The 13626-nt window shown below is 52.7% G+C and carries 12 protein-coding genes; 11 read left to right on the top strand and 1 reads right to left on the bottom strand.

Translation table 11 applies throughout. From position 1 onward, the window contains the following. Window positions 1-213: 213 nt before the first annotated feature. The 4 genes from mutM to dnaA all read left to right on the top strand — a co-directional run bounded on the left by mutM (window position 214) and on the right by dnaA (window position 3972). Complete coding sequence (gene mutM / locus H6868_00425; GenBank protein ID MCB9987778.1) at window positions 214-1059, top strand: bifunctional DNA-formamidopyrimidine glycosylase/DNA-(apurinic or apyrimidinic site) lyase; 846 nt, start codon at window positions 214-216, stop codon at window positions 1057-1059. Continuing rightward, entirely contained in the window at window positions 1056-1454 is a 399-nt protein-coding gene (locus tag H6868_00420; protein MCB9987777.1) for a hypothetical protein, read from the top strand. The genes mutM and H6868_00420 overlap by 4 nt, the downstream gene beginning before the upstream one ends. 175 nt (window positions 1455-1629) lie before the next feature. Further along, entirely contained in the window at window positions 1630-1902 is a 273-nt protein-coding gene (gene rpsT, locus H6868_00415; GenBank protein MCB9987776.1) for a 30S ribosomal protein S20, read from the top strand. Between the two features lie 669 nt (window positions 1903-2571). Then, entirely contained in the window at window positions 2572-3972 is a 1401-nt protein-coding gene (gene dnaA / locus H6868_00410; protein MCB9987775.1) for a chromosomal replication initiator protein DnaA, read from the top strand. A gap of 136 nt (window positions 3973-4108) precedes the next feature. Here the strand turns inward: dnaA and H6868_00405 are convergent, their stop codons facing one another. Further along, window positions 4109-5251 (bottom strand): ion transporter, encoded by a 1143-nt coding sequence (locus tag H6868_00405; protein MCB9987774.1) that lies wholly within the window; start codon window positions 5249-5251, stop codon window positions 4109-4111. A 190-nt stretch (window positions 5252-5441) separates the two neighbouring features. Between H6868_00405 and H6868_00400 the strand changes: the two genes are divergently transcribed. The 7 genes from H6868_00400 to gyrB all read left to right on the top strand — a co-directional run bounded on the left by H6868_00400 (window position 5442) and on the right by gyrB (window position 13609). Further along, window positions 5442-6557: a DNA polymerase III subunit beta gene (locus tag H6868_00400; GenBank protein MCB9987773.1), complete on the top strand. Its 1116-nt coding sequence runs from the start codon at window positions 5442-5444 to the stop codon at window positions 6555-6557. 8 nt (window positions 6558-6565) lie between these two features. Further along, window positions 6566-7111: a GNAT family N-acetyltransferase gene (locus tag H6868_00395; protein MCB9987772.1), complete on the top strand. Its 546-nt coding sequence runs from the start codon at window positions 6566-6568 to the stop codon at window positions 7109-7111. 32 nt (window positions 7112-7143) lie between these two features. Continuing rightward, window positions 7144-8283, top strand: a complete 1140-nt coding sequence (gene recF / locus H6868_00390) for a DNA replication/repair protein RecF (GenBank protein MCB9987771.1) — start codon at window positions 7144-7146, stop codon at window positions 8281-8283. A gap of 149 nt (window positions 8284-8432) precedes the next feature. Continuing rightward, window positions 8433-9164 (top strand): glycosyltransferase family 2 protein, encoded by a 732-nt coding sequence (locus H6868_00385; protein ID MCB9987770.1) that lies wholly within the window; start codon window positions 8433-8435, stop codon window positions 9162-9164. Window positions 9165-9173: 9 nt separating this feature from the next. Further along, complete coding sequence (locus H6868_00380) at window positions 9174-9491, top strand: lipid-A-disaccharide synthase N-terminal domain-containing protein (GenBank protein ID MCB9987769.1); 318 nt, start codon at window positions 9174-9176, stop codon at window positions 9489-9491. Window positions 9492-9503: 12 nt separating this feature from the next. Further along, entirely contained in the window at window positions 9504-10901 is a 1398-nt protein-coding gene (locus H6868_00375; protein MCB9987768.1) for a glycosyltransferase family 39 protein, read from the top strand. Window positions 10902-11158: 257 nt separating this feature from the next. Further along, a complete protein-coding gene (gyrB, locus tag H6868_00370; protein MCB9987767.1) occupies window positions 11159-13609 on the top strand; it encodes a DNA topoisomerase (ATP-hydrolyzing) subunit B in 2451 nt (816 codons plus the stop codon). The last annotated feature ends 17 nt before the right edge of the window (window positions 13610-13626 follow it).

The following is a 13626-nucleotide window of genomic DNA, read 5'->3' as shown; positions in this document are numbered from 1 at the left end:
CTATAAAAAATTACAAATAATGCATTTTTTATTACAAAAAGCTTGACGCCGATATAAGGAATGACATATAACCTTATCAAACAGCGGCAAACATGCATCTCCCCACTCGCATGCGTTGTTTTACCCCACACACAAATCTGGACTGTCAGGCTTCCCCGCCTGACAGTCTTTTTTTTCTTGCGTCGATCCGTGGGCGGCGGCATGGTCGTTCCCATGCCTGAATTACCTGAAGTTGAAACTGTTATGCGCGGCATGGCGCCGGTGGTCACAGGGCGGCAGATCGCACAGGTCGATCAGCGTCGTGCCGGATTGCGTGTGCCGTTTCCCGACAGGCTGCCTGAAATTTTAACCGGTAAAACCGTCAACCGTCTGTCCCGTCGGGCGAAATATATCTTGGCGCATCTGGACGGGGGTCGGGTGCTGGTCCTGCATCTGGGGATGAGCGGGCGGGTGTTGCTGCCGGCGCCGGGGGAGGATTACACGCCGGAAAAGCACGACCATTTGATCCTGACCTTTGATAACGGCGCGCGGCTGGTGTTCCGCGATCCGCGGCGCTTTGGCATGGTGCTGTTGCTGGAGGAAAATACATGGTCGGATCATAAAGCCTTTGCCGGTCTGGGGCCGGAGCCTTTGGGGAACGATTTTTCCGCGCCCGTTCTGGCGGCGGCGCTGGCGGGGCGGCAGACTCCGATCAAAACGGCGCTGCTGGATCAACGCCATGTCGCGGGGCTGGGGAATATTTACGTGTGCGAAGCCCTGTTCCAGGCCGGCATTGATCCGGAACGTCCGGCGGCCAATATTAAGCCGGATGAAGCCGAGGCGCTGGTCGTGGCTATCCGCGATGTTCTGGGCCGGGCGATTGCCGCCGGGGGCAGTTCTCTCAAAGATTACCGGCAGGCGGACGGGCATCTTGGTTATTTCCAGCATCAATTTGCTGTGTATGGGCGCGCGGGAGAACCTTGCCCCGGCTGCACTTGTGATGTAAGCAAGACAAAGGGTGTTCGGCAGATACGGCAAGCGGGCCGGTCGAGCTTTTATTGCCCGGAGAAACAAAAATGATCAGGCATATTCAAATACTGTCTTTGCTTTTGGGGCTGTGCCTGTGGGGACAAGCCCCCGGGACCGCTTTGGCGCAAACGGGCGGAGAGCCTCTGGCCCCCCGCTTTTTTGAAATGTTGCCGGACGTTCCTTTGATGGACGGTCTCTACGAGATTCCTGAAGGGGCGCTGGTGTTCGACAAGCCGGAGGGGCGGATTATCGAGTCCCTGGCGGTGACGGAGGCCGCCGATGCTGAAAAGCTGGCATCGTTTTATGATGTTACTTTACCGCAACTGGGCTGGGTTTCTGTGGGGATAGGCCAGTTTGTCCGGCAAGGGGAAGCCCTGTCATACCGGATCGTGCCGCAGGACGACTCGCTCCTGATTTACTTTGAAGTGCGGCCGCGGGCACCATAGATGCGGGCGCCGGTCAAGGCGCAATTTTTTGAATTTATATGATTTTCACAGTTTATCTTGACAATTATTGAAGGGGCGCGTAAAACTCACCGGTCCAACGGATAAGAGTATGTTTACGGCGGGGCCGCAGGGTTGTCCGCAGAGTTTTAAAGATTAAAAAGTGGAAAGATAAAAGATGGCAAACCACGCATCAGCTAAGAAACGCATTCGTCGCAACGCACGCCGCACGGAGATCAATCGTGATCGCCGCAGCCGTATTCGTACTTTCATCAAGAAAGTCGAACTGGCCCTGACCACCGGTGATGCCACGCAGGCCGAAAGCGCTTTCAAAGAAGCTCAGCCTGAGATTCAGCGTGGCGTGGCCAAAGGTGTCGTCCACAAAAATGTGGCGTCTCGTAAGCTGTCACGTTTGACGGCCCGCATTAGAAAGCTCAAAGAAGCTTCTTAAAAAACTCCGGTCGTTTGGGGACCGGTATTCTTTTGAAGGAAATCAGATCATTTTGACGCGCAGTCCGGAGAGTTAATTTTCCGGGCCCTTCCCCTATGGGGAATTTTTTTTCTGTAAAAAAATTGCGTTTTGAGTGTTCGCGTTTTGATCTCATTGCAATCAAATTTAAACCTGTTTAAGGTCAATTTTATCGGGACGGCGACAGTCTTTTGTTGCTGGAACCCCGCATAAAACAAGGGCTTTCGACCCATGTCGGAGAGGACTTTGTAAAAAACAAAACATACATGGGAAAAATCCAAAGTAAGGCGCTTTTTTGGTGCTTTTAGGGGTCAATCCGATCCGGGTGGATAGAGAAAAATCGCAGAAAAATTCTGTGCGAGAGTGTGAAAAGGGGACACCTGAACAAAACGGCCTTGATGTCTTTTGGGGAGACAAAGACATCATAGGGGGCTTGTTTCCAGTCTGGTGGTAACCTGTACGGTTTTGTCATGGTCAGTAAGAGAAAACGCTCCGTTTTTAATGGGTCGGCGTGGATTTTCAGGGCTGTGATCTTTTTGTCGAAGGGGTATCCCAAGGGATGATTTTGACAAAAGAATAAATTTTTGTTTAACCAGATAAGTTACACGGGAGAATCAGAGAATGGCAGAAGTCGCGGATATGGGAGCAGCCATGCAAGCTAACCAAGGGGGTGGTGAACATGTTTCTTTTGTTCCGACGCCGGAAATTTCCAGCCTTTGGGATGCTGTTTATAAAGAATTTCGCGACGAGTTCGGTGAAGCCGTTTTTCGCAGCTGGTTAAAACCTCTGACATTGCAGGCTTGCTATCACGGTGCGCTGGAAGTTTCCGTTCCTACCCGTTTTATGCGTGACTGGATTCAATCCCATTATGCGGGCCGTATTCTCGAAATGTGCCGCGAAAAAAATAACGAAATTCAGCGTGTCGAGATCGTTGTCGTTCAAAATGCCATTCACAGTGACTCCGAGCCGTCCGCCAAGGATGACAAAAAGAAAGCCAACCAGAACGGCAAGGATGCCGACCCGTTTGAACTGTCTTCGCCGTTTGATCCCCGCTATACATTTGACAGCTTTGTTGTCGGTAACCCGAATGCGCTGGCGTTTGCCGCGGCGCGCCGGATTGTCGAAAGCCAGAACGTGCCGTTTAACCCGTTGTTCCTGTATGGCGGTGTTGGCCTTGGTAAAACCCATTTGATGCATGCGATCGGCTGGGCGCTGAAAGAACAAAGCCCGGAAAAACGCGTAATGTACCTGTCAGCCGAGAAATTCATGTACCAGTTTGTGCGTGCGTTGCGGGCCAAAGATACGATGGCGTTTAAAGAAACGTTCCGTTCGGTTGATGTCCTGATGATTGATGACATTCAGTTCATCAGCGGCAAGGAAAGCACACAGGAAGAATTCTTCCATACCTTTAATGCGTTGGTCGACCAGAACAAACAGATCGTAATTTCCGCTGATAAAGCGCCGTCTGATCTGCTGGGGCTGGAAGAGCGTCTGCGTTCCCGTCTGGCGTGGGGGCTGGTGGCTGATATCCATCCGAGCACCTATGATCTGCGGCTGGGCATTTTGCAATCCAAACGCGATATGTTGGGCGCATCGATCCCGGATGCTGTTCTGGAATTCCTGGCACTGAAAGTGACTTCGAATATCCGTGAACTGGAAGGGGCGCTGAACCGGATTGTGGCGCACGCCGATGTTACGAAGGCGGCTGTGACGCTGGAGTCGACGCAAGAGCTGTTGCAGGATTTGCTGCGCTCTCACGATCGCCGGATTACGATTGATGAAATCCAGCGCAAGGTGGCGGAACACTATAACATCCGTCTGACTGACATGCATTCAGCCCGCCGGGCCCGGAATGTCGCGCGTCCCCGGCAGATTGCCATGTATCTGGCCAAGCAACTGACGGCGCGTTCCTTGCCGGAAATCGGTCGGAAATTTGGCGGACGGGATCACACAACCGTGATGCATGCCGTGCGCAAGGTTGATGAGCTGATTAACGACGACGCCCAGATTTCACAGGATGTTGACATCATTCGCCGGGCGTTGACAGGCTGATGGCTTAAAGAATGAAAGGAGCCGCCCGTTTATTGTCCTCCTTTCCTATGTCAATATGGCGGTTTCTTATGTGCCCTCCATGGTGAGGGACATAAAAAACGCGGGGAGTTTATCTCTCCGCGTTTTTTTATTTTGTTTACTGACGGCGATTGTGGAAGTCGATGATGGACTGGCGTAATTCCGGCCACTGGGTCAGTAAATGGTTGAAATCCTGCAGGTCCAGCATCAAAATCCGGCATTCCGTATCGGTCTGGATGTGGGCTTGATAAGCTTCGCGGTTGCCAAATTCCGCCAGCGCCCCGAACGTATCGCCGGGTCCGAGAACTTTTTCCTGATCGGGCAGGGACAAGCGCACTTCCCCTTCCGTTATGATGTACAGGGCTTGCGGTTCCTCGTTTCTCTGCAAGATCAGGTAGTGGGCCGGAAAAATCTGGGCGTGCAGGGATTTGGCTACCATTGAAATTTGCTGGGCGCTTAGATCTTTGAAAATCGGGATATGAGCCAGACGGTCGAAAGACACCAGAAAGTCGCTGCGTTTGATTTCTCGTGCAAAGCCGGTGGCCAGAATGGCCGCAGGCAGGGTGTACATACCGATGCCAAGCAGCATTACGACGCTGCCGACAATGCGACCGAGAATTGTAACGGGTACAACATCGCCATAGCCAACGGTCGTCAGGGTGGCCATTGCCCACCACATGGCCGCTGGAATGCTGCCGAAGTTATCGGGTTGCTGCCGGTTTTCCAACATCCATAGAACAGTTGATGAAAAGACAAGCAAGGTCATCATGACCATCAGGGCGGCGGCGATGGAGCGGCCTTCGGCGCGATAGACGCGGGCCAGTGTCGCCAATGCCGGAGAATAACGGATGAGCTTTAGCATTCGCAAAACCCGGAACAGCCGCAGGAACATGAAATCAAGTCCGTAGCCTATGGCAAAATAAAACGGTGCGACAGCCAGTAAATCAATGATGGCCATCGGCGTTGCCATATAGCGCAAACGGCCCCAGAGCGGATGTCTATAGCGTCCGGTGCGGTCCTCGGTGCTGACCCAGACGCGCACGATATATTCGCAGCTAAACAAAAATACGGAAACTAATTCGGTGAAATGAAACAAGGGGCGGTATGGTTCGGCCAGTTCCGGGACTGTTTCTAAAATCAGGGTCGTGACATTCAGAATAATAAGGCCAATGATCCCGTAGTGTAGGACATAAGCGGGCCAGCCTTTACCTTCGGGTTGGCCTTCCAAAATATCGAACAGGCGGCGTTTGGATACGGACATGGGTAAATAAGCTCCGGAAACGGATGAAAGGGTATTGCTGCCCTATTGTCACATTGTGTTTGCCGGCATTCAAGGTTGAAATATCTATCCGCAGTAAAATTATGCGAATTACAGGAAAATATTTGGGTTCCGGGCACCGTGTGTTATATTGCGATTCCCTAGGGTTTTTAAGAATATCAGGAAGGCAAATATGAAACTGAGCATTGACCGTGCAGCTTTGTTGCGATCGCTTAACCATGTGCAGAGCGTTGTCGAACGCCGCAATACGATTCCTATTCTCTCCAATGTTCTGTTGAAGGCCGAGGACGGCACGCTTTCCATGAGCACAACGGATATGGATCTGGAGATTAACGAGGCTGTGGCGGCGCAAGTCGACCAGCCGGGCGCAACGACGGCACCGGCGCACACGCTGCACGATATCGTTCGGAAGTTGCCTGATAATTCTTCGGTGGAGCTTGAGCTGGCTGATGGCGGGAATATCATGACGGTTCGGGCCGGGCGCTCCAATTTCCGTCTGAGCTGCCTGCCGATTGCCGATTTCCCGGAAATGGGCGGCGCTGACCTGCCGGCGAGCTTTACGTTGCCGGCGGCTGATTTGCGCGCTTTGATCGACCGGACGAAATTTGCCATGTCGACCGAAGAAACCCGTTATTACCTGAACGGTATCTATGTCCATGAAGCCGATCAGGAAGGGGTGAAAGTTTTGCGCGCTGTGGCGACAGACGGGCACCGTCTGGCCCGCTTTGAAATGCCGCTGCCGGCTGGCGCCGAAGGGATGCCGGGTGTGATTATTCCGCGGAAAGCCGTGGGCGAGTTGCGCAAGCTGGCTGAGGAGGCTGCCGATTCTATCCAGATTAGCCTGTCGGAAAGCAAGGTTCGCTTTGCGTTCGACCATATTGTTCTGACCAGCAAGCTGATCGACGGGACGTTCCCGAATTACGAACAGGTCATTCCGTCCGGGAATGACAAGATTGTCGAGATTAATCCCAAGCTGTTTTCCAGCGCGATCGACCGGGTGTCGACCATTTCGGATGGGAAATCTCGCGCGGTGAAATTGACACTGCATGGCAACACCATGACGCTTTCGGCCAATTCGCCGGAATCGGGCAGCGCAACGGAAGATCTGGAAATCCACGGGAATGATAATCTGGAGATCGGCTTTAACGCCAAGTATCTTTTGGATATCACCTCCCAGATTGAAGGCGATGGGTGTCGTTTGACGCTGGCTGATGCCGCCAGCCCGACGATCATTCAGGACACCAGCGATAATTCCGCGCTGTATGTCTTAATGCCGCTGCGGGTTTAATTCAAATAATGATAACAATCAATCAGGGGCGCGGTGTAAATCGTGCCCTTTTTACATGGGGTCTGGCAATGGAACTGGATGTTGTTCATGTACAAGACGAGGCTTTGAAATCCGCATATTGCCGGGAAATAATACCGTTGTTGCCGGATTGGTTCGGTATGCCGGATGCCAACAAGAACTATATTTCCGGTATGGCGACCAGAGAGGTTTTTGCTGGTTTTTATGATGGCAAGCTGATGGGGTTTATCGGTTTGAAAGATCACATGCGGCGATCGTTGGAGGTGTGGTGGATGGGCGTTGTGCCACAACATCACAGGCAAGGGATTGGCAAGGCATTGATGGATACGGCTAGGGAATATGCGTTGTGCCAAGGGTATGAATTCATGATTGTTAATACGTTAAGCGCCCGGAGTGATGATGTTTACTATGCTCGGACGCGGGCTTTTTATCAGGAGTATGGGTTTAAAGCCTTGCTAGAGGAAAATGAAAACGATCCCGTTAATCCTATGATCTGGATGATTTTACCTCTGAATGACAGGGAAATGATTCAGTGATATTTGCAGGTTTCTGTGGTTAGAATAGTCGTATGATATTGGTTCGGGATTTAAGTTTAACAAATTTTCGGTGCTATGACGATGCGGTCTTGCGAGACTTGCCCGCCGGGCCTGTTGTATTGTATGGGGCGAACGGGGCGGGAAAAACCAATGTTTTGGAGGCTCTGTCTTTGCTGGCGCCGGGGCGGGGTTTGCGCGGGGCGAAAGTTTCCGAGATCCAGAGCCGCGGGCGGTCCCATTCCTGGGCGGTGGCGGCAGATGTTGAGACGGCCTATGGCTTTATCAAAATCGGAACGGGGGCCGATCCCGACAAAGACAACAAACGATTGATCCGGATTAACGGCGTTCCGGCCAAGGCCCAGAGCGCGCTGGCGGAATATGTCGCGGCGGTTTGGCTGACACCGCAGATGGACCGGCTGTTTCTGGACGGGGCATCGGAGCGGCGGCGGTTTTTAGACCGGCTGGTGTTTGCGTTCGATCCCGGCCATTCCGGACGCACGACACGCTATGAGAATGCGCTGCGCCAGCGCTCGAAACTCTTGCAAGATGAACGGGGGTTCGATCCCCACTGGGTCGATGCGTTAGAGGCGACGATGGCGGAGACCGGGACGGCGCTTGCGGCGGCGCGCCTGCATTTTGTAGAGCGTTTGCAAGAGGCGTGCGACCGGGATGATGGCACTGCTTTTCCGCATGCCCGGCTTTTTGTTAAAGGCACGGTGGAGGAATTACTGGCACGGGCGCCGGCGCTGGAGGTCGAGGACATGTTTAAATATCAGCTCAGGCAAAGCCGGGAGCTGGACGCCATGAGCGGCGGAGCCGCGACCGGGCCACATAAAACGGATCTGGCCGTGCGTTTTACCGTCAAGGATATGCCCGCGGCGCAGTGCTCGACAGGGGAGCAAAAGGCGCTGCTCATCGGTATTACGCTGGCCCATAGCCGGTTGATTGCTGCCGAGCGGGGCGGGCCGCCGTTATTGCTTTTGGATGAGGTTGCCGCACATCTTGACGATTATCGCCGGGCGGCGCTTTATGATGTTTTGCTGGCAATGGGCGGGCAGGTCTGGCTGACCGGAACGGATGAAGGTTTGTTCCGGCATCTTGATGGACGGGCCGCGTTTTTCCATGTGGAGAACAGTGCTCTTATGCCTAAAACTGAAAGTGTGGCGGCTTGATAAATGTGGTAAACAGGGCTGTGTGACGGGCGGATTGTTTTTATTCCTTCTGGTGGTTTGCGTGATTTTTTTGTATGTCTTCAGTTTCGCTTCAGGTTGCCCGTGTACTTACTCTTTTGTAAAAATAAACAAGTTATAGGCTCTATAGTATGATTTCCGTTGTTGTTCCCATTTTTAACGAAAAAGACAATATAGACTCCTTGTTAAGGGAAATAGCGGATGTGGCTCAAGAGTTACCGATCAGTGAAATCGTGTACGTGGATGACAGCAGTTCAGACGGTTCATTTGAACGGCTTAAGGCGTTGCGCGAAAAATTCCCGGCTCTGCGGCTTATTCGGCATAATCACCGGGGCGGACAATCTGCGGCGCTCTGGACAGGCATCAAAGCGGCCGGTAATGACCTTATTGTCACCATGGACGGCGATGGCCAGAATGATCCTGCTGATATAAGAATTCTGTATGATGTCTATACGTCGTTTGGGGAAGAACTGCCGAAAGTAGCCGTTTTGGGCGAGCGCAAAAAGCGTAATGATAACTGGGTTCGCCGTGTTTCCTCGCGTCTGGCCAATGCTATCCGAGCCGGGCTTCTCAAGGATCAGACGAAAGATACAGGCTGTTCGCTGAAGATGTTTCGGCGGCGGGATTATCTAAATTTGCCGTATTTCGATCATATGCATCGTTTTTTGCCGGCACTTATGATACGAGAAGGCGTGCAGCTTGCTCATGCCGATGTTTCTCACCGTCCACGGACACATGGACAATCAAAATATGGGACGCTGGACCGGCTGTTTGTTGGTATTAGTGATATTATCGGCGTTTTGTGGCTCCAGAAAAGAGCGCAGCGCGTTGATTTCGACGATACGTATGAAGAATTAAGCTAAAGAGGAAAAATGTCTGCGCTGTTTTCGCATATAAATCCCGAGACCGTTTGGTTGGCGGTTGGTTTTTTGGGGCAAGGCCTGTTTTTTATGCGCTTTTTCGTGCAATGGATTGCGTCGGAAAAGAAAGGGGAAAGCATTATTCCCAATGCCTTTTGGTATTTCAGTATTGGCGGCGGTCTGGTTCTTTTGAGTTATGCTATCTGGCGGCAGGATCCTGTTTTTATACTGGGGCAAAGCACGGGGCTTTTGATTTACAGCCGTAATCTTTATTTTATTCATCGTAAAGTGCCGGATGGTGCGGCCGATGTCTCTGAAACGTCAAATTAAGATCATATTTCCATGAGCTATTCACGAATACAGACCCTGTGGGTGCCGGCGGCTTTGCTTGTCCTCTTTTGCACGGTTGTTGCATTTCGCCCGTTATTGCCGATTGATGAAACCCGTTATTTGACGGTGGCGTGGGAAATGGCGCTTCGGCATGACTGGCTGGCGCCGCTGACTCTTAACTGGGAGCCATATCATCATAAACCGCCAATATTGTTCTGGCTGATTAACCTTTCATGGTCCGTGTTCGGAGTTAATCGCTGGGCCGGTACGTTGCCGGTTATTTTTGCGGCGCTGGCCAATGTTTACCTGACCCGGATTTTGGCTCAAAAACTGTTTCGCGATAAGGCTGATAAATTCGAGCTCTTGCCGCTTCTCATGGTGGGCAGCGTTCCTTTCCTGATCTACGGGACGCTGGTGATGTTCGATATCACCCTGACGGTGTTTGTGCTTTGTGCTCTGCTGGCGCTGGTTTCGTATGCCTATAGCCGCCGTCCTGTGTTTATTTTGCTGCTGGCGTTGTCTCTGGGACTGGGGGTGTTAACCAAGGGGCCGGTGGCATGGCTCTATGTATTGTTTCCCGTGCTTCTCGGTCCGTACTGGATGAAGGAAAACCGCAGCAACTGGTCATGGTATGGCGGATGTTTGCTGGCTTATATCCTGTCTTTGATTCCGGCTTTGCTCTGGTTGATTCCTGTTGTGCAGGCCTCCAGCGATGATTTTGTGCTTTCCCTGGTGTGGGAGCAAACGGCAGGCCGCATTACCGGCAATATGGGGAGTTCCCATGACCGGCCGTTTTATTTTTATCTGCCGTTGCTGCCCGTGTTGTTTTTGCCGTGGGCGTTTTTCCCGTCTTTCTGGAAGGGGATAAAGAAGGCGCCTTCTGTTCTGAAATCAGAGCCGGGCTTGCGGTTTCTTTTGTGTATGGTCGTTCCGACACTCGTTGTTTTTTCTCTGATTGGTGGGAAGCAGCCGCATTACCTTGTGCCGTTTTTGCCGGCGATTATTATTTTCATTGCCTATACCGCGAATCTATCGCGCCGGGCTGTGGCGTTGACCGTGGCTTTTATGCTTGTTGTGTTTGTCACGGGTCATGTGGCGGGGTCTGTGACGGTATTCAAACGGTATGATTTGCGGCCGATCGCGTCTTATATCCATGAACATGAGGATAAAGACTGGGTGTTTGCCCGGAAGTACCAGGGTGAATTCAACTTCCTGGGCCGGTTGACGAAGCCGATTGCGGTCGAAAATGTTGCCCATATGCATCTGTGGTTTGCCGATCATCCCGCTGGCTTTGCGATTATTCGTTATGACAAGCCTGAGGAGGTTGCCGTGTACGACATGAAGATGGCAATGCCGTATCGTGGCAAGAATATCGGGGTATTTACGCTTCCCTCTTCGGATGATCTTTAAACGCCTCGATTTTCAAGGATAATTTTGAGTTTTTCCCTGATTCGTGCTACGCGGTACGTATCTCGTTTATCTTTCCTTTTTTCGGTAAGGCACAGATGTCTGGGGCAGGGCGTTTTTATTCCGGGCGCGCTTGTTAATAAAATCTGCAAAAACCCTTATTTTTCCTGTGATTTTGCAGGGGCGCGTGCTATAAAAATCTGTTCAGAAAAACACGGAAAACAGCGGTTTTTTAAAACGGAAAAGAAACGGATTTAATCATGAGCAAAGCGGCGGAAAATCATATGCCCGAAGAGACACAAAACAGCAGCGAATACGGCGCCGATTCGATCAAAGTCCTGCGCGGGCTTGAGGCTGTGCGTAAGCGGCCGGGGATGTATATCGGTGATACCGACGATGGGACCGGTTTGCATCATATGATTTATGAAGCGGTCGATAACGCGATTGATGAAAGTCTTGCGGGGCATTGCGACCGCGTGGATGTGATTTTGAATGCTGATGGCAGCGCGACAATCAAGGATAATGGCCGCGGGATACCGGTGGATATTCACCATGAGGAGGGCGTTTCGGCGGCCGAAGTGATTATGACCCAGCTGCACGCCGGGGGTAAATTCGACCAGAATTCCTACAAGGTTTCCGGGGGGCTGCACGGGGTCGGGGTGTCGGTGGTTAACGCGCTGTCGACGTATCTGGATTTGCGTATTCGCCGCGAAGGCAAGGAATGGTTTATGCGCTTTAAGGGCGGCGAGGCCGTTGAGCCATTGAAATCCGTTCGTGATCTGGAGCCGGGAGAGCGCAACGGAACGGAAGTGACGTTCCTGCCTTCGCCTGAAACCTTTACCATGACGGAATTTGATTTCGGGACGCTGGAGGGCCGTCTGCGCGAGTTGGCGTTCTTGAACTCTGGTGTTAACATTTACGTGACCGATGCGCGTGGCGACGAGCCGAAGGTTTCCCATTTCCATTATGACGGCGGGATCGAAGAATTCGTGCGTTATCTGGATCGCAGCAAGACTCCCCTGATTAAAGCGCCGGTGCCGGTCTATGTCGAGGATGAGGCCAGCGGGATTACGGTTGAGGCGTCACTGGAATGGACTGACGCGTATCACGAGACAATGCTGTGCTTTACCAACAATATCCCGCAGCGTGATGGCGGGACGCACCTTCAGGGGTTCCGGAGCGCGCTGACCCGTGTGATTACCAAATACGCCGAGGACACCGGCATTCTCAAGAAGGAAAAAGTCAAGCCGACCGGCGATGATATGCGTGAAGGTATGACGTGTGTATTGTCTGTGAAGGTTCCTGATCCGAAATTCTCGTCCCAGACCAAGGACAAGCTAGTGTCTTCGGAAGTGCGCCCTGTTGTTGAGAGCGCGATCGCCGAATATATGGGCACGTGGTTTGAGGAGAATCCGGTTGAGGCGAAGAAGATTGTCGGCAAGATTGTCGAAGCGGCTGCTGCGCGTGAAGCGGCCCGGAAAGCCCGTGAGATGACCCGGCGCAAGGGGATTATGGATGTTTCCAACCTGCCGGGTAAGCTGGCGGATTGTCAGGAACGCGATCCCGCCAAGTCTGAAATTTTTATCGTTGAGGGGGACTCGGCTGGCGGTTCGGCGAAATCGGGTCGTGACCGGAAAACGCAGGCGATCTTGCCGCTGCGCGGTAAAATCCTGAATGTCGAGCGGGCGCGATTTGACCGGATGCTGGGCAATCAGGAAATCGGGACGATGATTACGGCGCTGGGGACGTCGATCGGCAAGGAAGAATTCAATATCGAAAAACTGCGTTATCACAAAATCGTTATCATGACCGATGCCGACGTCGATGGGGCGCACATCCGGACGTTGCTTTTGACGTTTTTCTTCCGGCAAATGCCGGCGCTGATTGCCGGCGGGTTTATTTATATCGCCCAGCCGCCGCTTTACAAGGTTAGCCGCGGGAAAAGCGAAACGTACCTGAAAGACGATCCGGCGCTGGAGGATTATTTAATCTCGGCGGCGGTCGATGATCTGGCGTATGTCGATGCCGGTGGCGCAGGCCGCAGCGGTGGAGATTTACGGGATTTACTGGAAAAGGCCGGGAAAATCCGCCCGTCGGTGGATGCGATTGCCCGGAAAGCCGGGAGTCATGTTCTGGTTGAGCAGGCGGCGTGTGCCGGGGCGTTTGCCGAAGAGCCATCCCAAGAGCTGGCGGCGGCGATTGCAGCGCGGCTTGATGCGCGGGAGATTGAAAAAGAGCGCGGCTGGAAAGGCGAATATACGCCGGAGAGCGGTTATACACTTACCCGTACGCTACGGGGCGTCACCGATACGTTGCGCCTGTCCGCCGATCATCTTCGCAGCGCCGATGCCCGGCGTCTGGACGGGATGAAGGCGCACCTGACTGAGAATTACGCGGGGCGCGGGATCCTGAGCGGCAAGGAAGGCAAGGAAATTGCCAAAATCCACGGACCGCTGGAGCTGCTTGATGCCGTTCTGGCCAATGGGCGCAAGGGGCTGTCGATCCAGCGCTATAAAGGTCTGGGGGAAATGAACCCGGAACAGCTCTGGGAAACGACGTTGGATCCGACGGTGCGGACGCTTTTGCAGGTGACGATCAAGGATGCGGAAAAGGCCAACGAGCTGTTCTCTACCTTGATGGGGGATGTTGTTGAACCACGCCGCGAATTTATTCAGGAAAATGCCCTGAAAGTGGCTAATTTGGACGTGTGAGTTTTGAACCACAAAGG

Source organism: Rhodospirillales bacterium, assembly GCA_020638175.1.
GTDB lineage: Bacteria > Pseudomonadota > Alphaproteobacteria > Micavibrionales > Micavibrionaceae > JACKJA01.
The sequence above is the reverse complement of the archived record's forward strand: the minus strand, read 5'-3'. Positions and strand labels throughout refer to the sequence as shown.

Bases quoted from the DNA above. Each gene is read 5' to 3' on its own strand.
- gyrB (MCB9987767.1), top strand. From the start codon at position 11,159: ATGAGCAAAGCGGCGGAAAATCATATGCCCGAAGAGACACAAAACAGC.
- dnaA (MCB9987775.1), top strand. From the start codon at position 2,572: ATGCAAGCTAACCAAGGGGGTGGTGAACATGTTTCTTTTGTTCCGACG.
- H6868_00380 (MCB9987769.1), top strand. From the start codon at position 9,174: ATGTCTGCGCTGTTTTCGCATATAAATCCCGAGACCGTTTGGTTGGCG.
- recF (MCB9987771.1), top strand. From the start codon at position 7,144: ATGATATTGGTTCGGGATTTAAGTTTAACAAATTTTCGGTGCTATGAC.
- H6868_00395 (MCB9987772.1), top strand. From the start codon at position 6,566: ATGATAACAATCAATCAGGGGCGCGGTGTAAATCGTGCCCTTTTTACA.
- mutM (MCB9987778.1), top strand. From the start codon at position 214: ATGCCTGAATTACCTGAAGTTGAAACTGTTATGCGCGGCATGGCGCCG.
- H6868_00385 (MCB9987770.1), top strand. From the start codon at position 8,433: ATGATTTCCGTTGTTGTTCCCATTTTTAACGAAAAAGACAATATAGAC.
- H6868_00405 (MCB9987774.1), bottom strand. From the start codon at position 5,251: ATGTCCGTATCCAAACGCCGCCTGTTCGATATTTTGGAAGGCCAACCC.
- H6868_00400 (MCB9987773.1), top strand. From the start codon at position 5,442: ATGAAACTGAGCATTGACCGTGCAGCTTTGTTGCGATCGCTTAACCAT.
- rpsT (MCB9987776.1), top strand. From the start codon at position 1,630: ATGGCAAACCACGCATCAGCTAAGAAACGCATTCGTCGCAACGCACGC.
- H6868_00375 (MCB9987768.1), top strand. From the start codon at position 9,504: ATGAGCTATTCACGAATACAGACCCTGTGGGTGCCGGCGGCTTTGCTT.
- H6868_00420 (MCB9987777.1), top strand. From the start codon at position 1,056: ATGATCAGGCATATTCAAATACTGTCTTTGCTTTTGGGGCTGTGCCTG.